The organism is Endozoicomonas sp. SCSIO W0465, assembly GCF_023716865.1.
In the GTDB taxonomy this organism is placed as follows: domain Bacteria; phylum Pseudomonadota; class Gammaproteobacteria; order Pseudomonadales; family Endozoicomonadaceae; genus Endozoicomonas.
In genome coordinates this window covers 1,685,552-1,705,232 of record NZ_CP092417.1, presented here as the reverse complement: position 1 = coordinate 1,705,232, position 19,681 = coordinate 1,685,552, and the positions used below count along the sequence as shown (strand labels likewise).

11 protein-coding genes and 2 pseudogenes are annotated in these 19,681 nt (G+C 47.7%); 6 read left to right on the top strand and 7 right to left on the bottom strand.

The features are described 5' to 3' along the window. Positions 1-255: 255 nt before the first annotated feature. Together MJO57_RS07250 and MJO57_RS07245 are read right to left on the bottom strand one after the other, a co-directional pair. Positions 256-3,114: an HsdR family type I site-specific deoxyribonuclease gene (locus MJO57_RS07250; RefSeq protein WP_252024107.1), complete on the bottom strand. Its 2,859-nt coding sequence runs from the start codon at positions 3,112-3,114 to the stop codon at positions 256-258. Positions 3,115-3,383: 269 nt separating this feature from the next. After that, on the bottom strand, positions 3,384-4,199 hold the full coding sequence (locus tag MJO57_RS07245; RefSeq protein ID WP_252024105.1) for a restriction endonuclease subunit S: 816 nt from the start codon (positions 4,197-4,199) through the stop codon (positions 3,384-3,386). A 57-nt stretch (positions 4,200-4,256) separates the two neighbouring features. Between MJO57_RS07245 and MJO57_RS07240 the strand changes: the two are divergent. Then, positions 4,257-5,828: pseudogene (locus tag MJO57_RS07240) on the top strand (IS3 family transposase). Between the two features lie 99 nt (positions 5,829-5,927). Here the strand turns inward: MJO57_RS07240 and MJO57_RS07235 are convergent. From MJO57_RS07235 to MJO57_RS07225, 3 genes are all read right to left on the bottom strand, one after another. After that, positions 5,928-7,361, bottom strand: a complete 1,434-nt coding sequence (locus MJO57_RS07235; RefSeq protein WP_252019822.1) for a hypothetical protein — start codon at positions 7,359-7,361, stop codon at positions 5,928-5,930. A 128-nt stretch (positions 7,362-7,489) separates the two neighbouring features. Continuing rightward, positions 7,490-7,828, bottom strand: a complete 339-nt coding sequence (locus tag MJO57_RS07230) for a restriction endonuclease subunit S (protein WP_252024103.1) — start codon at positions 7,826-7,828, stop codon at positions 7,490-7,492. Continuing rightward, positions 7,825-9,384, bottom strand: coding sequence for a type I restriction-modification system subunit M (locus MJO57_RS07225; RefSeq protein WP_252024101.1), 1,560 nt, complete (start codon positions 9,382-9,384; stop codon positions 7,825-7,827). The genes MJO57_RS07230 and MJO57_RS07225 overlap by 4 nt, the downstream gene beginning before the upstream one ends. Before the next feature lie 455 nt (positions 9,385-9,839). On the opposite strand from MJO57_RS07225, the gene MJO57_RS07220 reads away from it, so the two are divergent. Next, on the top strand, positions 9,840-10,226 hold the full coding sequence (locus tag MJO57_RS07220) for a hypothetical protein (protein WP_252024100.1): 387 nt from the start codon (positions 9,840-9,842) through the stop codon (positions 10,224-10,226). A 261-nt stretch (positions 10,227-10,487) separates the two neighbouring features. Here the strand turns inward: MJO57_RS07220 and MJO57_RS07215 are convergent. Beyond that, positions 10,488-10,592: pseudogene (locus MJO57_RS07215) on the bottom strand (hypothetical protein); the annotation flags it as partial. 701 nt (positions 10,593-11,293) lie between these two features. Between MJO57_RS07215 and MJO57_RS07210 the strand changes: the two are divergent. The 4 genes from MJO57_RS07210 to MJO57_RS07195 all read left to right on the top strand — a co-directional run bounded on the left by MJO57_RS07210 (position 11,294) and on the right by MJO57_RS07195 (position 16,623). Further along, a complete protein-coding gene (locus MJO57_RS07210) occupies positions 11,294-12,637 on the top strand; it encodes an MFS transporter (protein ID WP_252024089.1) in 1,344 nt (447 codons plus the stop codon). Positions 12,638-12,841: 204 nt separating this feature from the next. Beyond that, positions 12,842-13,405: a single-stranded DNA-binding protein gene (ssb, locus tag MJO57_RS07205; protein WP_252024087.1), complete on the top strand. Its 564-nt coding sequence runs from the start codon at positions 12,842-12,844 to the stop codon at positions 13,403-13,405. Between the two features lie 407 nt (positions 13,406-13,812). Continuing rightward, positions 13,813-15,147 carry a hypothetical protein gene (locus MJO57_RS07200; RefSeq protein WP_252024085.1) on the top strand — a complete coding sequence of 445 codons (1,335 nt, stop codon included), beginning with the start codon at positions 13,813-13,815 and terminating at the stop codon, positions 15,145-15,147. A gap of 138 nt (positions 15,148-15,285) precedes the next feature. After that, positions 15,286-16,623, top strand: coding sequence for a transposase (locus MJO57_RS07195; protein ID WP_252017304.1), 1,338 nt, complete (start codon positions 15,286-15,288; stop codon positions 16,621-16,623). Positions 16,624-16,765: 142 nt separating this feature from the next. On the opposite strand, the gene leuS is transcribed toward MJO57_RS07195, so the two are convergent. Next, positions 16,766-19,441, bottom strand: coding sequence for a leucine--tRNA ligase (leuS, locus tag MJO57_RS07190; RefSeq protein ID WP_252026976.1), 2,676 nt, complete (start codon positions 19,439-19,441; stop codon positions 16,766-16,768). Positions 19,442-19,681: the final 240 nt, after the last annotated feature.

The window sequence follows — 19,681 nt, the reverse complement described above, 5'->3', positions numbered from 1 at the left end:
TCTGGCTTCAATTGGCCGGACAGTTCATTGAAATTGAACTGTGACTGCTCAGAATATATTGGCGAGTCAATGCGAGTTACGAGTTAAGGTTCAGGGTTAAGGTTCAGGTCTTGCTTCTTGCTTTCATAACGGAATAATACATAAAATCCGATTTTGGAACTCAACTTCAGATATTTACAATACATCATGGAATCCGGATCAGTTCAAAGTAAAAGCTGACCCGACTCCCCGGTATTGATACAGCGTGAAACGAAACTAAACCCGCCCACCCACCCCTTTAAACTTCTCAATAAACGCCGCAATTTTCTGAAACACACTCTGCTTCTTGGTCAGATACTGCGGATTTAACGGACTCATTTTCGGCAAAATGGCATTCAGCTCCGTGCCATTCTCGCTGGCAAACTCCCGTTTCAAAGAGGTAGCAATATACCGTTTGGCAGCTTCATTGTTCAGGCTTTCTGCCTCAATCAGTTCATCAGCCTCACGCTGCTGTTCCTTCTGTGCATACGTGAAAAAAGCATCAATCACACTGGCTTTGTCGCCAATCTCATCAAGATCAGTCTGGTTGATAAAGTCCACCACCAGGCCTTCTTTGGCACGGTTGCCAAGGCTGGCACGAATAACACGGCGCACTTCATCCACCAGATCAGCCTTGCTTTTGGTTTTCTTGTTGTGCTCAAAGATCAGCTCCAGAATGTAATCCAGATTGATCTCCTGGGATTTCAGCAGGTCCACCTCAAAGACCACATCATCCCAATCAATGGTGGATTTATCCTTGTCATCCGACGATTTCTGCCGACGCTGCCAATCACGAATATCGTTATAAGTAGAACGGTAATCCTGAATCTTGCGTTCGGCGGGCAGACGAATGGTCTGCATCTGTGCCAGTTGTTCATCATCCAGATAATGCTCGGCCTTAAACGCTTCAACAGCTGCCGGGTCGCTCATATCCACGTCTTGCAACGCTTTCAGGCTGGCAAATTCATCGTAGTTTTGCAGCACGTTTTCGACGCGCAAATATTCACCAAAGAGTTTGGCAAAGGCTTTTTTATCAGACTCTTTTTCAATGGCGGCAGGATCAGGAAAGCGTTGCTCCAATTCCTGCACCACATCCATAAAGCCCCGTCTGGCTTCGCCGGTGACCAGATCAGTAAAGCCTTCCATGTACTCCTTGTAGCTTTTTTCCAGCACCACGTTTTTGGTGTTTTTATCCCCAAACAGAGTGATGGCATCCACCGTCGCCTTTTCCAGATCGCGGAAGGTGACAATATTGCCAAAGGTCTTGGTGGCATCATAAATGCGGTTGGTGCGGGAATAGGCCTGCATTAACCCGTGGAAACGCAGGTTTTTATCCACGAACAGGGTATTCAGGGTTGGCGCATCAAAGCCGGTAAGGAACATCCCCACCACAATCAACAAATCAATGTCCTTGGCTTTAACCCGCTTGGCCAGATCACGGTAGTAACTCTGGAACCCTTTGCTATCAACACTGTAATTGCTTTTAAAGAATGCGTTATAGTCGGCAATGGCTGAACTTAAAAACTCTTTAGCACTGCTGTTCATAGCCGAGACATCAAAGCTCTCATCCAGAATATCCCCGACCGCATCCTGCTCTTCATTGGCCGCAAAGGAGAAAATGGTGGCGATCTTCAGCGGCTTTTCGCTATCAGCCTGCAACTGGTTCAGCGACTCATAATAAAGCTTGGCGGCATCCACACTGCTCACCGCAAACATGGCATTAAAACCATTGGCACTGGCTTGCAGGCGATGGGTTTTCTGGCGGAAGTTATTCAGAATGTATTGAGAGACTTCACGAATACGCTCCGGGTGCAGCAGGGCCTGCTTGTCTTCTGCGGCGTTGAGCTTTTTCTCATCCTGCTCGGTTTCGATGGCCTTAAATTTCGGGCGAACATCGTTATAGTCCACCTTGAACTTGAGCACCTTTTCATCGCGAATGGCATCGGTAATCACATAGGAATGCAACTCACGGCCAAACACGCTGGCGGTAGTTTCCGCACCTAAAGCGTTCTGCGGGAAAATGGGCGTACCCGTAAAACCGAACTGATAGAACCGTTTAAACTTCTTCTTCAGGTTTTTCTGGGCTTCACCAAACTGGCTACGGTGACACTCATCGAAAATAAACACCACCTGACGGTTGTAAATAGCAAGGTCGCCCTCGCTTTTCATCAGATTGTTGAGCTTCTGGATGGTAGTGACGATGATCTTGTTGTCGTCTTTATCCAGATTTTTCTTCAGGCCAGCGGTACTGTCAGAACCATTCACACTGTCTGGTGAAAAACGCTGGTATTCCTTCATGGTCTGGTAATCGAGATCTTTTCGGTCGACCACAAAAAATACCTTGTCGATAAAATCCAGCTTAGTAGCCAAACGTGCCGCTTTGAAACTGGTTAAGGTTTTACCGGAGCCAGTGGTATGCCAGATAAAACCGCCGCTCTCCGGTTTGCTCCAGTGTTTAGCCTCATAGGAACTTTTTATTTTCCATAAAATACGTTCGGTGGCGGCAATCTGGTAAGGGCGCATGACCAGTAAGGTATCGCTGACGTCAAACACCGAGTAATGCAGCAACACATTAAGCAGGGTGCTTTTCTGGAAAAAGGTGGCGGTAAAGTCCTGTAAATCTTTGATCAGGCTGTTATCCGCCTTCGCCCAGTTCATGGTGAAGTCGAAGCTGTTTTTATTGCGCTGGGTGGTATTGGCAAAATAGCGGGTATCGGTCCCGTTAGAGATCACAAACAGCTGCAAATATTTATACAACGAGTTTTCGCTGTTAAAGCTCTCCTTGCTGTAGCGATGCACCTGGTTAAACGCTTCACGAATGGCCACGCCCCGTTTTTTCAGCTCAATCTGCACCAGGGGCAAACCGTTCACCAGAATCGTCACATCGTAGCGGTTTTTATGGGTGCCGGTCTGCTCAAACTGCCGGATGACCTGACAGATGTTACGGTGGATATTGTGTTTATCCAGCAGATGGATGTTCTGGATATGCCCGTCATCAAAGACAAAATCGAAGATATGGTCATCGTGAATCTTTCGGGTTTTATCAATAATGTTGTCGCCGGGTTTATCCAGATAGGTCTCAACAAGCGTTGCCATTCCCCGTCTGAAAACACCACATTGTTCAGGGTTTGTAACTGCTGGCGGACATTGCTGAGCATCTTCTCCGGCGTCGTTAAATCCGCTATGTATTCATAACCCTGATTTTGGAGGTCAGCGATCAGTTCCCGTTCAAGATCGTTTTCACTCTGGTAGCTTTCGTTGACCTGGTAATCCGGGGTGTATTTATCCAGAACAATAAAGTTTTTGGATTCTGCGATGGTTTTGTAATCGGCCATGATGTTACCCGTCAGCTTGTTGCGTTTTCATTATGCTGCGTTGCTGGTTGACTCAGGTTTTGGAAAACTCAACAGCAAATCACGGTAATATTCGTATTGTTGCTGGCGGAGTTTGATTTCACGGGGTAAGCCTTCAGTGAGGGAGGTGGTTAAGGTGTCGAATGTATCCAATGTTGAGATGATTTGATCTTGTGCTGCAAGTGGTGGGACTGGTACGAGGTATGTCTCAAACTCCTTCACACGAACATGAGGCACACCAGCGCCCTTTTTCATTGCATGAATATGATCCTGCTTATTTTGAAGAAAGTAATAAACAAATCTAGGTCTAAGAATTGTAGAATCAGGATGAATACTGAAAGCGTCAGTTAAAAAAATCGGCTGATTCCAATAGCTCACATAACCTGCATAAGCTCCTGATCGGGCAATAACAACTGTTTCTCCAGTTCTGTTATGTTCGCCATGAAAATATGTTGGTAATGGGCCATTTGCAACAACAGGAATATTTCCATCTGTCGTCTGCTTTTTAGTTATTGCTGTACCTCGCCGAAATGCTGCAACATCCCCCAACGTCTTCCATTCCACTTCAACTTCTTCAAAACTTAACAATTGATCACGATAGTAGTTGTATTGTTTCTTACGTGCGCTAAGCTCGGTGGTAAGCTCGGTGGTTAACGAGGTAAATGTGTCTAAAATTCGGACGATTTCAGCCTGAATCTCCAGCGATTTTTTTGGGTTTTCTGGGCAGGGGATGGGGATTCTTAGCTCTTTTAATTTACTTGCGTTGAGCGCAGGAATTCCATCAAAGGTACACAGTGCATGTATTTCAGATTCCCCCTGTGTCAGCATAGTTGTCGCCTCTCCTGAAATTAGAAATCTCAACAGGGGGCGGTCTATGAGTAATCAATGGCCCGCTATTCAGAAGAGTTCAAAGAGTCCATCATTCAGAAGATGATGCCACCCAATAATGTGCCAGTTTCGCAGTTGGTACGTGAGACTGGTATCTCTGATGTGACCCTGTACACTTGGCGAAAGAAAGCAGTATCTAAAGGAGTGCCTGTGCCGGGCGACGGAAAGAATCCAGATCAATGGACAACTGAAAACAAGTTAGCCGTAATCATTGAAACGGCTGCGTTAAATGAAGCAGAAATGGCTGAATACTGTCGTAAAAAAGGTCTGTTTGCTGAACAAATTCAGCAGTGGAAGGCTGCCTTTATTAACAGTGTTTCTGTCCAGCCTGAAAGTCAGTCAAAACAGCGTAAGGCGCTGTCTGACGAACACAAAAAAGATAAGAAAACCATCAAAAAGCTTGAGCGTGAACTCAATCGCAAGGACAAGGCGTTAGCAGAAACTGCTGCCTTGCTGGTACTCACAAAAAAGGCCCAAGAGATCTGGGGGGCGCCAGAGGACGATTAGTCTCTCTCCCGGATCGACAAAATGCTGTTAGCCTGATTAAACAGGCAGTTAAAGATGGGGCTCGTCAGTCAAAAGCCTGCAAAGCCCTTGGGTCTTACAGAAAGAACTGTACAACGCTGGATGCAGGGTGATGACGTGCGCGCAGATAATCGCAAAAATGCTGACAGGCCAGAACCGGTTAACAAGTTTTCTGAAGCTGAGCGACAGGCGATTGTTGACGTCTGTAACAGCGAGCGGTTCAAAAGCCTTCCGCCCAGCCAGATTGTGCCCACATTGTTAGATGAAGGTCTCTATATGGGGTCTGAAAGGACATTTTACCGGGTGTTGGAGGAAACAGGGCAACAGCATCATCGGGGCAGTGCTGCCAAGCCAAACAGGTATAAGCCAACGTCCTGGTGTGCTACCGGACCCAACCAGGTCTGGTCCTGGGATATTACCTATCTGCGCTCTCCGATACGGGGGCAGTTTTATTACCTGTACCTGGTGATAGACATCTTTAGTCGTATGATTGTTACATGGGAAATTCATGAAACCGAATCAGCTGAGCATGCATCAGAAATGATCACTAAAGCCTGTATCAAACAGGGAATTGCAGCCTTGGAGTGGCCACTGGTTCTGCACTCAGATAATGGTAGTCCCATGAAGGGTGGCACTATGCTGTCAACACTGCAGCGTCTTGGGGTCGTGAGCTCATTCAGTCGTCCCCGGGTCAGTGATGATAACCCCTTTTCCGAGGCCATATTCAGAACCCTGAAATACCGCCCTGGTTATCCGCGCACGCCATTTGCTGATCTTGAAGCAGCACGTAGCTGGGTGCATGGTTTTGCCCAATGGTACAACGAAGAGCACAAGCACAGTGGGCTGAAATTTCTGACACCCGGGCAAAGGCATCGTGGTGAAACCAAGGTGCTTATGGCTAACCGCAGAAAGGTTTATGAACAAGCCAAAGAACGTCACCCAGAGCGCTGGGGAAAGAGGTCAACAAGGAACTGGGATCTGGCTGATGAAGTCTGGTTGAATCCCGACAGACCTGCTGATGATCAACTAAGCAAAGCCGCTTAAGTTGAGGCGACAACTATGTTGACAAACACCGGATTGCATCTTCAACAGCAGATGATAGAGGTATCTATTATTTGGGTGAAAGTCTCATATTGATGAGTACTAACGTTCAAGATCACCCTTCCCTGATGAAAATGGAATCACATTATCACTGACCATATTTACCTTAGCCCGGTACGTTACCGACAGCAGCATCCAGCCACAGTCGAACCAACCACTTTGAATTAGTGACCTGAGTGTCAGAATGCCTTGCCCCCCGGGACACCGCCAACGCATTCCCGAACACTTCATTCGCTGTGTAACCAGCGTTTTACAGGACGCCTCAATGACCCCTGAGCCTATGGGCAGGTTGCGCGACAGGTGTTCTGCATAATTCATCCGTAACCGGTTTTTTCTGAAGTACTTTAACTCTGTCTTTAATTTCGATCGGCGGGGATGCTTGCTATGCTGGTAAGCCAGTGCCTTGATTATTTTTTCAACCCCACCCGGCTCCTCCTTCAGGATATGTCGGTAGGTGCTGAATTTCTCTTTGGACTTCGCGCTATTTTCACCGTAAGCCAGGTCAAATGCCTTCTTCAGGTGTTCTGCCGCATGGTAATAATCAACAATTTCTTCTCCCTCCGGTAGCTCTTTGGTGAAGTATGTCCAATTGTCCCGGGCTCCATCTGCCACTTTGACCAGAGTCAGATTTGGCTTTTGCTGAAGCACCTTATCCAGAAGGTTTGAAAGGGATTTTTTCAATGTCGCTTTCTTGCTTTCAGGCATTCGTCCCATCCTGATCGTAGAGAGGCGATCTCCCTGGTCATCGTAAAACGACAGTGTTCCACAACTGGCCTCCTGACAACCTGCTGGCCCTCGGGTACGTTTGCCATCAGCAACACTCTTTTCACGTTTCTCCTGACGCTTGCCGTCTTTCATTGGTAGCATCACACCGTCAAGGGAAGCAGCTACCGTCACCGCGTCAGGCGGTACTGTGAGATTCTCCGCGAGAAGGGTCTCGAAAGGGTCAAGGTGCTGCTCCCATTGTTCGTTGAGTTTTTTGGGAAGACGTGCCAGAGAGCTGGTTGAGGGTGACATATTCCCCATTAGATCGAGTAAGCTTTTTACGTCCGCGGGCGGCAACTGGGCAACCATCCATGCTGCTTGCTTCGCAGCCTTTGGTAACCAGTAGCCTTCTACAACGCCAGCCTTGAGCTCTAAAGGGACAATGCACTTATCCCCGGCATTGCGGTAGAGGCTGCGCAATACCCGGACAGGTCCTGCTGCTGACTGGTAGGTTTGATAGCTGCGTAATGCCTGGTGATACACGACCCCATTCACTTCGATAGAAGCTTTATTGATGTCTAATTTTTGCAGTTCTTCTGCCAGTATTTCTCGCTCCGCCTGAATAAAGAGGGAGTGAATCTCGTTTTCATGATCCTCAAAATGCTGGATTGGATTATTGGACTGACGAAGGAGGGTCAGTTTTTGCTGCAGTTGGTCAATAGCAGGACAGGAATCATTGGCGACTTTGGTTAGTGGCTGACATACTTCCATCGGAGCGGCCTCTCACAGTTGACTCTTTGTTTGCTGTTAGAATCATAGCTGTGTTTGGCTGCTCTCCATTCAGTTTGAAAAATTTGGTGTTACGTCTGTTTGCTGTAGCTCAAGGCCTGTGGGTGTGATCAATATGAGACTTTCACCCTATTATTTATTTTCTCGTAGTCTTTGATAGTTACTGAATAATTTAAATTGCCACGAAAATATTTGCCAGCTTGCCAAGTTATTGAGCCTACCCCAGCACCTCGTGAAGTAACACCAATTGGGTCATTATGAGCATTCCATTTATCAATAAACCCAAGTGGTTCTCGCCCGCTATTTATGACAGGGTACTCACCCGGATTCTCTAAAATTAGTTGCTTGCTAACAGAACTGCCAGTTTTTATTACAGCAATATCACCAAGAGCTAGCCACTGAATTTCAGCATCCCCAAGCAATCTTTCCAAAGAACTCAATTCACTCATGCCCGACGCTCCACACCTTCAATCTCCGCCACAATCCCATCAATATCCGCCCGGAGTTGTGCAATTCTCTCAAGAGTGATTTTCAGTTCATCATTCAGCTGGACAATATCCACCACATCACGGGTATCCTTGGCTTCCACATAACTGCTGACGGAGAGGTTGTAGCCATTCTCCACAATGGCTTCGAATGTTTCTGTTTTGGCTAGGTGGGCAATGTCTTTTTTGTTGTCGAATACTTTTAAAATCTGCTCAATATGTTCATCGGTCAGCAGGTTGTTATTGGTACCTTTATTAAACAGCCCGCTGGCATCAATAAATTGGGTATCGGTTTTGGTCTTGTGTTTGGACAGCACCAGAATATTCACGGCGATGGTGGTACCAAAAAACAGATTGGGCGCCAGTGCGATTACCGTTTCCACATAGTTGTTATCCACGAGGTATTGGCGAATCTTTTGCTCAGCACCGCTACGATAAAAAATGCCGGGAAAGCAGACAATTGCCGCCCGACCCTTAGCCGACAGGTAGTTAAGGGTATGCATCACAAAGGCAAAATCCGCTTTCGATTTCGGTGCCAGCACACCGGCAGGTGCAAAGCGGTCATCGTTAATCAGGGTCGGGTCATCGCTGCCAATCCACTTCACCGAATAGGGCGGGTTGGAGACAATGGCATCAAAAGGCTTGTCATCGCCAAAGTGCGGGTCAGTCAGGGTATTGCCCAGCTGCATATTGAACTTGTCGTAATTGATGTTGTGCAAAAACATATTCATACGGGCAAGGTTGTAGGTGGTGTGGTTGATCTCCTGACCAAAAAAGCCCTCTTCAATCACATGCTCGTCAAACTGCTTTTTCGCTTGCAGCAACAATGAGCCGGAACCGGCAGCCGGGTCGTAGATTTTATTGATGCTGGTTTGCCCGTGCATGGCCAGCTGGGCAATCAGTTTCGACACCGGCTGCGGGGTAAAAAATTCTCCACCGGATTTGCCCGCATTAGCGGCATAATTGGAAATCAGAAACTCGTAGGCATCACCAAACAGGTCGATATCGCTGCTGTGGAAATCGCCAAAATCCAAACCAGCCACACCCTTAAGCACCGCTGCTAAACGACGGTTTTTGTCAGTAACGGTATTACCCAAACGGTTGCTGGTGGTATCAAAATCGGCAAACAGGCCTTTAATATCCACTTCAGAAGGGTAACCGTTGGCAGAGCTTTCAATGGCTCTGAAGATGTCGGCAAGATCGGTATTCAGGCTATCGTTGGTGTTGGCATGCTTGACAACATTGGCAAACAGCTCACTGGGGTAGATGAAATACCCTTTGGTTTTAATGGCATCATCCCGGATCTCAGCGGTAATAACACCGTCATCCAATTCTGCGTAGTTTACACTCTCATCGCCCCCTTCAATGTAGCTGGCAAAGTTTTCACTGATAAAGCGATAGAACAGGGCACCGAGCACGTACTGCTTGAAATCCCAGCCATCCACTGCGCCCCGCACGTCGTTGGCAATTTGCCAAATCTGGCGATGCAATTCTTTCCTTTGCTGGGTACTTTTCATCATATTCATCCTGTTTGAGAAAATTTTGAGACGCTACCGCCCGCAGCTTGTACCGTTGCCTTTTATTGACGCCGGGGAGCATGGTTCCAGATAGCTCAGGGAGAAGTTTTCAAAAAGTAAACCATTGTACTAAGTGAGGAGTGATGAGAGTAGGACTAGCTGTACGATATAAGTTTCGTAAAACACTTTACTGTATATCTATACAGGTGATAGAGTTTCAAACTGATAAAGATTGATGGTGTAAAAAACATAACCAACAGCGATATAGGATAGTGCTACGATGACGGACTTTATCAGGCAATACCTACCAACCGATCCTCCCACAAGCATGTACCGAGCAGCTTCCCCCAGCCACTTTTTGAAGCTACGGTACTGATCAAAAAAGGCAATGCTAACGATTTATCCTGACCTGTCGGCTGTAATAACGGCCAAAACTGTATGCAAGGAACATGGACTGTATGCTGAAATCAACTACTCTTCTGGAACGAACTGTCACCCTGCTTCCCCTCCCGAAACAACTCAGACTCCCTGAAATCGTAATCCGCACCGATAATCATTGGACAACAGCCGCCTGCTATATTCATAACCTTACTTTCGCGAGGCTGGAAAATCTCTTCTACGTTATCGGATTTTCTACTGTTTTTGATCACGAGATTGAAGCTGCTGTTATCAAATATCAAAACAAGTATTATTCACCAATGCTGGCTGATTCGGTAACGCTACCCTTCAGGGTTGCCTTCGAAATGGATGCCCTTTCCATGTTTGACTTTTACGAACAACACTACAGAGCGCCAGTGTACTCTGATTATGTCAACGGCCTGGTTACGCACGACTGGACCATTTAACACCTATGTTGGTTTGCCAAACGACGACTACCACAACGGTATGTTTGATAAGGCTTTTCTGACTCCCTCCTGAATGATGACTTAATCCTGATTAATGCTATTTAGCCCTATTACGGGCTAAATACGGGCTATTCGGGGCGGTTTAATGCCGGGGCTATATAGCGGGGCGCTAGGCGGCTAGAGGGCGGGAGAGGGCTATATATAGGCGGAACTATTTTAGGGATTAGCGTTCTAAATAATTACTTATACTCTTAGTACTTTTTCATAGGTCATGTAGGGGAAGCGCCAGATATTACCAAGACCAATTGCAGAGCCTACGGCGGCGAGAATAAACCCGGTGCGAGAGGCCCACTGTTCCCGTTGCATACATCACTCCATAGCAACCAATAATACGGAACCAGTTCCATATACTGAAATCGAGAAAAAGGGATTGTGCCTGTTACCGCTGATCCGGGGTGTTGGATCGAAAGGCCTTTGTCGACCGGGGTGATTGTCCGACAAAGTGATTACGGCAAGCACAGCGGGTAGCCGCAGATATCAATGGAGGCTCTATTTTGATTACGAACTGCTCTACAGTGAAAACTGACTGTAGGTCACGAAAAACAAGGATTGAGCAACATTACCGGACAATATGCTGACAACCTTTGTAGATAAAGGGCTTCAGCAATGTTCAACCCAGTAGCAGTCTGAAATCCTACAAGAGCCTCAATGGAAAACGCAAACAAAACGTAATTTTCCATCCACAATGGCTATCTTTTTACAAAACTGCAAACCAATACACATTGACGTAAATCAATAAAAACACGGATTGCACTGCAAAACATTGATAATAGTCAGTTGTTATCATGGATTTCACTTCAGGCATCACAAATAAGGGATGGGCATCAATGCATATGTCTGAGTACCGGGGTGATCAACTGGTTGCACCGCTAATTATGATCTCCCCTGGTTATAATCCGTAAGCAGGTTTCCTGCATAGCATCCGGGATCAGAATCCTGATAGACTTGCGGCGACACTATTTATCAGTAATAACTACCAAAATGATTCAGGAATCTGCTGTCATCCCATGTCATTCGTTGAATTGAAAGCTGCTGTTTCCCTCACCATGGTCTTCGTCTTTCGGATGCTTGGGCTTTTTATGGTGCTCCCGGTTCTGGCACTTTTTACCGAAGATCTTCAGGGGGCTTCACCCGGTTTGATTGGAGTGGCCATTGGTGCCTATGGATTCAGTCAGGCCATGCTGCAGATTCCTTTTGGCTGGCTTTCTGATCGCTGGGGAAGGAAGCCGGTTATTTTGCTGGGGCTTGTTATTTTTCTACTGGGCAGCCTTCTGGCGGCACAGGCTACCACCATTGAAGGGGTTATTGCCGGGCGTATTTTACAAGGATGTGGAGCCATTGCTGGCGCAGTGACCGCCTTGATGGCCGACCTTACCCGGGATCAGCATCGGACCAAAGCGATGGCAATGATCGGGATGGGGATTGGAGCTGCCTTTGCCATTGCCATGGTACTGGGACCCGTTGTTAGTGATATCTGGGGATTGTCTGGGCTCTTTATCTCCAATGCCCTGATGGCTATGGCTGCGATACTGGTTATTATTCTTCTGGTACCTACGCCGGTCATTAAACGGCGGGATTTAAACTCTTCGGTTGATCGTCAGGGGTTATTGCCGGTCTTCACCAACCCGGAGTTGCTCAGGCATATTATTGGGATTTTTGTCCTCCATTTTGTGTTGATGGCTCTATTTATTTTCATTCCCGAGCTGTTGAGCAAAGATTTTGAACACTCTGGCCATGGCGGTATTTATCTGGCCATTATGGGGCTTTCATTTGTCATGATGATCCCACTGATTATCTTCAGTGAACGTCGGCGCCTGCTCAAGCAATGCTATAGCTTTAGCATTATCCTTCTGTTCGTTGCTTTTGCCCTGTTTTATCAGGGAGTGCTCAGTTCAACAATGTTGTTGATGGGCCTATTGGTCTTCTTTTTTGGTTTTAACTTTCTGGAAGCGACACTGCCATCGCTGGTTAGCAAACTCGCGCCTGCAGGGACTCGTGGCACTGTTATGGGGGTTTATTCTACGAGCCAGTTTCTGGGGGCAGCCCTGGGGGGAAGCCTTGGAGGCTTTGCCCTGCAGTATGGTGGTGTTCCCGGTGCAATAGTTCTTTGTACAATTCCCACTGCCCTGTGGTGCTGGTTGTCTGTTACTATGAAACAACCACCTTATGTGAGTACTATAGTAATGGCTCTGAATCCTGAGCTTGGTGATGTCAGTTCAATGGGTGAACGACTGGCCGGTATTGACGGTGTCCAGGAAGTGACTGTGCTGTCAGCAGAGAACACCGCTTATCTGAAAGTCGATAAGCATGCTCTGAACTGGTCTGAATTAAGACAGTTTGGCCAATGCTAACTATCGATATAAGGTTAATTAGCAGCGGTTGCAATGTGCGGTTCAGATACCAAGCCTGCGAGTTTATACAGAATAAGAACAGTGAATCCAGTATAGAGCGTTAATAATATTGAATGACCCTGCAAGGTCATTCCATGGTGTCTTCAGTGAACGCACTGTTGCTGGAGGCAATTGGAATTTAAATGAATATGGCGGAGAAGCTAAATGGCTCGAGGCGTAAATAAAGTAATTCTGATTGGTAATCTGGGTAATGATCCGGATGTGCGTTTTACCCCCAATGGCAGTGCCGTTGCAAACTTGAGTCTGGCGACCAGTGAGTCCTGGAAGGATCGTAATACCGGTCAGCAACAGGAGAAAACGGAGTGGCACCGGGTTGTTATTTTCGGCAAGCTGGCTGAGATTGCACAACAGTACCTCCGTAAAGGATCAAAAATCTATATCGAAGGTAAGCTGCAGACACGTAAGTGGCAGGGGCAGGACGGCCAGGACCGATATACTACCGAGATTGTTGTTGATGGATTCAGTGGTCAGATGCAGATGCTCGATGGCCGTCAGGAAGGTGCCATGGGAGCTCCGATGGGGGGCGGCTATCAACAACCAGGGACGCAACAACAGCAGTCTTATGCTCCGCAGCAGTCTCAGCAATACGGATCACCGCAGCAGCAACAGCAACAGCAACAACCGGTGCAGTCCCATCAACAGCAATCTGCTCCTCAGCCACAGCCAGCCGGTGGCTTTGATGATTTTGATGATGATATCCCGTTCTGACGCCGACCAGAGGCTTGTTTTTGTAAAGTTTTAACTATAAAACATTTTAGAATCAGTCGGTTGAGAAAAAAGTTTACAAGAATTCTTGCAATTCTGTAAACTTTTTGAGTCCTAACAGACTCTGGGGAGCTGACAGTAATGCAGCATTCCCAACTGTAAAAACATACCCTTCCTGATTACAACAGCTTCACTATGAAGCTTTACGATCTTCTCCATAACGCCAGTGCTACGAAAGTACACCCCTGCTTCGCTGGCCTGATTGCTCCCCGGCGATAAGACGTTCAGACAAATCCGCCACAGTGGAACTTATCCAGATTACCAGTGTCTCAATTATATAGGGAAAAATAATAATTAATTTAAGATGATGGCAGAGAGCTTTCTCTGCTTTGGACTAAGCAGGTGGCACCATGGCAGAAGCTGGATACGCTCAATTAGCTGTACCCTTACAACCAAACTTGCCGGTACAAGGCGATCAAACAACGAATGCAAGCCGCACTGAACTGACTAAAGAAAAAAGTCTATATGTTACTGATTCTTTCGGTAACACCAAGTTGGTGAGGGAGATAGAGCGTTGGGAACTCAGGTCTGTTCATGACAGACTTTTTGCCAGGCCATTAGGGCGGCAGATAGTTGAGAGGAATATAGCTAACCAGAATCCACAGGCTTCTCATGCGCGTACAGCGTTGTCTTCACTGCCAATAGTGATTTCACCGCTAGCCTTGATCAGGAACGCAGCCTATGCGGGCAACGACCTATCTGCAGTCTGGAGGGCACTACCCGATAGATCGACTGCTTCTCTCTTTGTGATGCCTCGTGCCGTCCATGTTTTTGCCGCCAGACCTGACCTGACAGAAGGCGCTTCTGCGCGAATGATCATTGAGGTGATAGCAAAAGTAGCTCAACTGGTTGACTTTTTAACCGGGGAAAGTGCCCAGCTGATTGATACCAGACAAAATAACTCTAAAGGTCACTCTGCTTCGCAGGTGGATCATTTCTTCCTGTCTCAAGCAAATTCACTCAGTGAATTATTAGGTAATCTTATCAATAGTCTTCGGTTGCTGGGGCGTCTGGAAGATAGTCAGATAGCGATGGATTTATCCAGATTGGAGGGAAAGTTGTCTTTGGCTTTGAAAGACATTACATCATTGTCGGATCCTGCTTTATTGCAAGAGGTTGACTCACTTTACCATCAGTACGCCATTGCTGCCGAGCCAAAAGGCCTCGCTATTACTCGACAAGGTCTTTCAGCGTTATTAACGCCGGAAGCAGCGAATGCTCTCAACTCCAGAGTGGGACGTGATGGGCTTTCTGCGCAGGAGAGGTCCGGGTTGAATAATATTCAAGGTAAGCATGAACTGAAAGGTGGGGAAAAGCCAGTTCCTCTTGGGAAGCCCGGTGCCCATGAAGCCGTTCGTCCTGAGTCAGGAAACAAGGTCGGTATTAATACCGGTGCCAATAGTAGTGTAATGCCACTCAGTTCTAATCAGGTAACGGGTTCGTTAAACCAGTTACTGGCTGCCACTGGTCTAGCCAATATCGCAGCACAACCACTACTGGCTGCGGAAAGTGGTCCAAAGCAGTTGCCTCCTATTATTTTGCCAAATGCAAATCCGGGGAATCGATCGGATAAAAGAAGAAAAAGCAGGAAAGAGCTTAAAGAAGAGGAAGAAAAAGAAAGGGAAGGTGCAAAGGCATTCTTTATGTTTGATGATGAGCCTTTTGAGCCATTTGATGATGAATAAGCCGAGTCATTATATTGTGGACAACAGAGGGGCAGCTGCCCCTCTGTTGTTTTTCCGGAAGGAAGGCTTGTTCTCGACTTTAGAGTTTTAAGAGCACAATAGTTCCGGCGCATAATCTGCTAAAAGCAACCATCCCCAATGACGAAATTCGAGATGGTTGCCATGCTCACTTCAGATCATCAAGTAATCCTCAGGGAGCTCGCTTCATATACAACCTTTCTTGCTGGAGCGCTATCATCAACTGCAGTACCAACGTTCTGCGAACTGCTGTTCGGTTGCATGCTTTCAGCCGACGGCTTTGTTACACAGGCGTTGTTAACAATTGATTTTCATTGTGTGTGGAGCAGCTACCACCACTGGCTATCTCAGGGCAAGTGGCAATGGAAGAACTTGGCACGCCACTTGATCCGTCTGGTCTGCTCCAAAGCTCCTGAGAATCAACCTGTGGTCCTGGGGCTTGATGACTGGGTAATCGAACGGTTTTCCGACAAAGCCCCTGCTTGTCGTACACATCATCAACACAGCAAGAAACGCAATCGGCCGACGTACATCTGGGGGCAGTGTTGGGTTTCCCTGGCCATCATATTTGAGCGGGCTGCAGATGAAGTATTTACCGCCATACCGGTGATCTCATTTCCGACACCAGCTTCAGGTAACACCAGCAAACTGAAAATTGCCGTGGCCATGCTCAGGGTGGTACGCAATGAAGTGAAGGATCGAGTGCTACGCCTGCTAACCGATTGCTGGTATATGAACTGGACACTGATAAAGCCAGCTCTGGAAATGAACATAGAAGTTGTTGGTCAGATACCTTCAAATCGGGCCCTCTATGCTTTGCCGCCAGCACCCACCGTAAAGAAGCGAGGGCGCCCAAAAAAGTACGGCATCAAGATGACGACAGAACAGGTTAAGAAACTGCCGGAAGAAAAAGCAACAGTATGGATGTACGGCAAATTTCGCAAAATACGTTATCGTACCCTGATCTGTCGCGCCAGATTCCTTAAAGGTCGTGAAGTACGCGTCGTCTGGAGTCGCTTTGAAAATGACAAAGGTCTGACCGAAAGCAGAATATTCATCTCGACCAATCCGGAACTTGAGGGACTGGAGGTGCTTCGTGCCTATTCCCGGAGATGGCCGGTAGAGCCAATGTTTCACCAACTCAAACATGCTTTTGGCTGTTGCCATTTATGGCAGCAGAAATTGCGAACACTGCTTCGATGGATGCATTTGAAAATGGCAGGCTATGCATTATTGCAGTTATTAACCGTTTGTAAAAATCAGGCATGTCTGAATATTTCTCGGATACCCTGGAGAAGCCCGGATACAACCACTGCAGGCATGATGAAAATTGCTCTTTCAGGAATTATTCCGAGGTTCTCTATTCGCAAGGGCTGGAACAGATATAAGCAAAAATATGAGTTCAATTTTCGCGATCTGATCGACCAGTTAATACCGGATAATTCAGAAGCAGCATAACTAAAGGCTTTTAGGCAAAAAACGGAAGTAATAACGAACTTGGAAAAACAGTTCACTGATTTCGGCTTGCTTCACTATAAAAAGCTGACCGAATTATCGTTTTATACAGACTCTAAAGTCGAGGGCTTGTTGCCTTGCCGGATCAATTGGCAACAATATTCACCAGTTTTCCGGGAATCACAATCACTTTACGAATGGTCAGACCGTTGGTGAACTTGCTGACGTTATCATGCTCCAGAGCCAGCTTTTCAATGGCATCTTTATCCAGGCCTGCGGGTACTTCCAGTTTTGCACGAACCTTACCATTAACCTGTACCACCAGGATGATGGCATCTTTTTTCAGGGCTTCCTCGTCAGCTACTGGCCATGAAGCATCCAGTACGGGCTCAGAGTGACCCAAAGCCTGCCAGATGCTGTGCATGGCATGAGGTGCGATAGGTGCCAGCATCAGCGTGGTAGCTTCAATGGCTTCACGCATGACGGCACGGTCCTGATCCTGATGCTGTGAATGGCTCACCTGGAACTTGTTGATCGCGTTGTTCAGCTCCATGATTGCCGCAATGGCCGTATTGAAGGTCAGGCGGCGCTCACAGTCATCCGAAACCTTATTAATGGTTTCATGTACTTTACGGCGCAGATCCTTTTGCTCTTTGGTCAGGCTATTGATATCGAAAGTCAGATCAGGAGCAGCCACATCACCACTGGCAATATGCTCTGCTGCCTGTTTCCAGAAGCGACGCAGAAAACGGTTGGCACCTTCTACCGCACTTTCAGACCACTCGAGAGTTTGCTCAGGTGGCGCCGCGAACATAGTGTACAGACGGATGGTATCAGCGCCGTACTGATCAATCAGGTCCTGCGGGTCAATACCGTTGTTTTTGGATTTGGACATCTTGCTCATGCCCGCATATTCAACCACTTCACCGGTGGCTTTCAGGGTTGCCCTAACCAAACGCCCTTTATCGTCAAACTCACTGTCCACATCAGTCGGGGCAATCCACTGCTTGACGCCTTTTTCGTCAATCTTGAAGAAGGTGTCGGCCAGCACCATCCCCTGACAGAGCAGCCGCTTGAACGGCTCATCACTTTCCACCAGACCCGCATCACGGAGCAGTTTGTGATAGAAGCGTGAGTAAAGCAGGTGCATTACCGCATGTTCAATACCCCCGATGTACTGATCCACTGGCAACCAGTAGTTGGCCTGCGCGGGGTTCAGCATCTGGTCATCAGACGTTGGTGAGCAGTAGCGGGCATAGTACCAGCTGGACTCCATGAAGGTATCAAAGGTATCGGTTTCACGGGTGGCTGGCTGGCCATTGTGGGTGGTTTTAGCCCACTCAGGATCTGCTTTGAGCGGGGACTGAATACCGTCCATTTCCACGTCTTCTGGCAGCAATACCGGCAGGTTTTCCAATAGAACAGGAACTTCAGTTCCGTCTTCCAGGTAGCACATTGGGATTGGTGCACCCCAGTAGCGCTGGCGGCTAACGCCCCAGTCACGCAGGCGATAGTTCACCTGACGCTCACCTTTGCCTTCAGCAATCAGTCGGTCGGCAATGGCGTTGAATGCCGCTTCTGAAGTCAGGCCATCAAATTCGCCGGAGTTAACCAGTTTACCTTTTTCGGTAAATGCTGCTTGTTTAAGGTCAATTGCTTCACCGTTTGCCGGTTCGATGACCTGTTCGATTGGCAGGCCAAAACGGGTAGCAAATTCATAGTCACGCTGGTCATGACCGGGAACGGCCATCACCGCTCCCGTGCCGTAATCCATGAGTACAAAGTTGGCTGCCCATACGGGCACTTCACGACCGGTGATGGGGTGAATGGCGCGGATGCCAGTATCAACACCCACTTTCTCCATGGTTGCCATTTCAGCTTCAGTTACCGCATTGGATTTGCACTCCTGGATAAATGTCGCAAGCTCCGGGTTATTGACCGCTGCAGCTTTGGCTAATGGGTGCTCAGAGGCAATGCCTACGTAGGTCACGCCCATCAGGGTATCAGGGCGGGTGGTGTAAACCTTGAACTCTTCAGGAACACACTCACCGACTGCACTTTCAGCCGCTGCAGTGCCGGGCACATTAGCAACCTTAAAGGTCATCTGTACACCTTCAGAGCGGCCAATCCAGTTGCGCTGCATGGCCTTGACCTGCTCTGGCCAATGTTCCAGCTTGTCGAGGTCAGCCAGCAATTCATCAGCGTAGGCGGTGATTTTGACAAACCACTGTGGCAGTTCTTTGCGCTCAACGATGGTGTCACAACGCCAGCAGCGGCCATCTTCGACCTGCTCGTTGGCCAGTACGGTCGCGTCGTTCGGACACCAGTTAACGGTGGCCATTTTTTTGTAAACCAGACCTTTTTCGTAGAGCCGGGTGAAGAACCACTGCTCCCACTTGTAGTAATCCGGCTTGCAGGTTGCCAGCTCACGGTTCCAGTCATAGCCAAAGCCAAGACGCTTGAGCTGGCCTTTCATGTAATTGATGTTTTCGTAAGTCCAGGGCGCTGGTGCGGTTTTGTTTTTGATGGCGGCATTTTCTGCAGGCAGACCAAACGCATCCCAGCCCATCGGCTGCAGGACATTTTTGCCCCGCATGCGCTGGTAGCGTGCAATCACATCACCAATGGTGTAATTACGAACATGCCCCATGTGCAGTCGGCCACTAGGGTAGGGGAACATAGAGAGGCAGTAGTACTTCTCTTTACTCTTCTCTTCTGAAGAGACTGCTGAAGTGCCTTCGGTGACAGCAAAGCTGTCGTTGTCTTCCCAGAATTTCTGGGCTTCGCTCTCAATCTGATGCGGTTGGTAATGCTCTTCCATCATCGCTCAACAGGCTTAATGTAAAGGATCGCTTTGATGCTTTCTTGAAAGCAGTCTGGTGAGAAAAGCTTCGTGAAAAACCAATCAAAGAGTCAGGGAAACTAATAACCAGCTAGGATACAACACTGCTGGCTCAACTGCACTTTTCCCGTTGATTTAACGACCGGTTGTCCCGGATTGACCTGTATCATCGCGGAGCAGAAAGGAGTTTGCCGTGTTCATTGATGGCATTATACGTGG

Excerpts from the sequence above, each read along its gene's own strand:
- MJO57_RS07250 (WP_252024107.1), bottom strand. The coding sequence starts at position 3,114 with ATGGCAACGCTTGTTGAGACCTATCTGGATAAACCCGGCGACAACATT.
- MJO57_RS07245 (WP_252024105.1), bottom strand. The coding sequence starts at position 4,199 with ATGCTGACACAGGGGGAATCTGAAATACATGCACTGTGTACCTTTGAT.
- MJO57_RS07235 (WP_252019822.1), bottom strand. The coding sequence starts at position 7,361 with ATGGAAGTATGTCAGCCACTAACCAAAGTCGCCAATGATTCCTGTCCT.
- MJO57_RS07230 (WP_252024103.1), bottom strand. The coding sequence starts at position 7,828 with ATGAGTGAATTGAGTTCTTTGGAAAGATTGCTTGGGGATGCTGAAATT.
- MJO57_RS07225 (WP_252024101.1), bottom strand. The coding sequence starts at position 9,384 with ATGATGAAAAGTACCCAGCAAAGGAAAGAATTGCATCGCCAGATTTGG.
- MJO57_RS07220 (WP_252024100.1), top strand. The coding sequence starts at position 9,840 with ATGCTGAAATCAACTACTCTTCTGGAACGAACTGTCACCCTGCTTCCC.
- MJO57_RS07210 (WP_252024089.1), top strand. The coding sequence starts at position 11,294 with ATGTCATTCGTTGAATTGAAAGCTGCTGTTTCCCTCACCATGGTCTTC.
- ssb (WP_252024087.1), top strand. The coding sequence starts at position 12,842 with ATGGCTCGAGGCGTAAATAAAGTAATTCTGATTGGTAATCTGGGTAAT.
- MJO57_RS07200 (WP_252024085.1), top strand. The coding sequence starts at position 13,813 with ATGGCAGAAGCTGGATACGCTCAATTAGCTGTACCCTTACAACCAAAC.
- MJO57_RS07195 (WP_252017304.1), top strand. The coding sequence starts at position 15,286 with ATGACGAAATTCGAGATGGTTGCCATGCTCACTTCAGATCATCAAGTA.
- leuS (WP_252026976.1), bottom strand. The coding sequence starts at position 19,441 with ATGGAAGAGCATTACCAACCGCATCAGATTGAGAGCGAAGCCCAGAAA.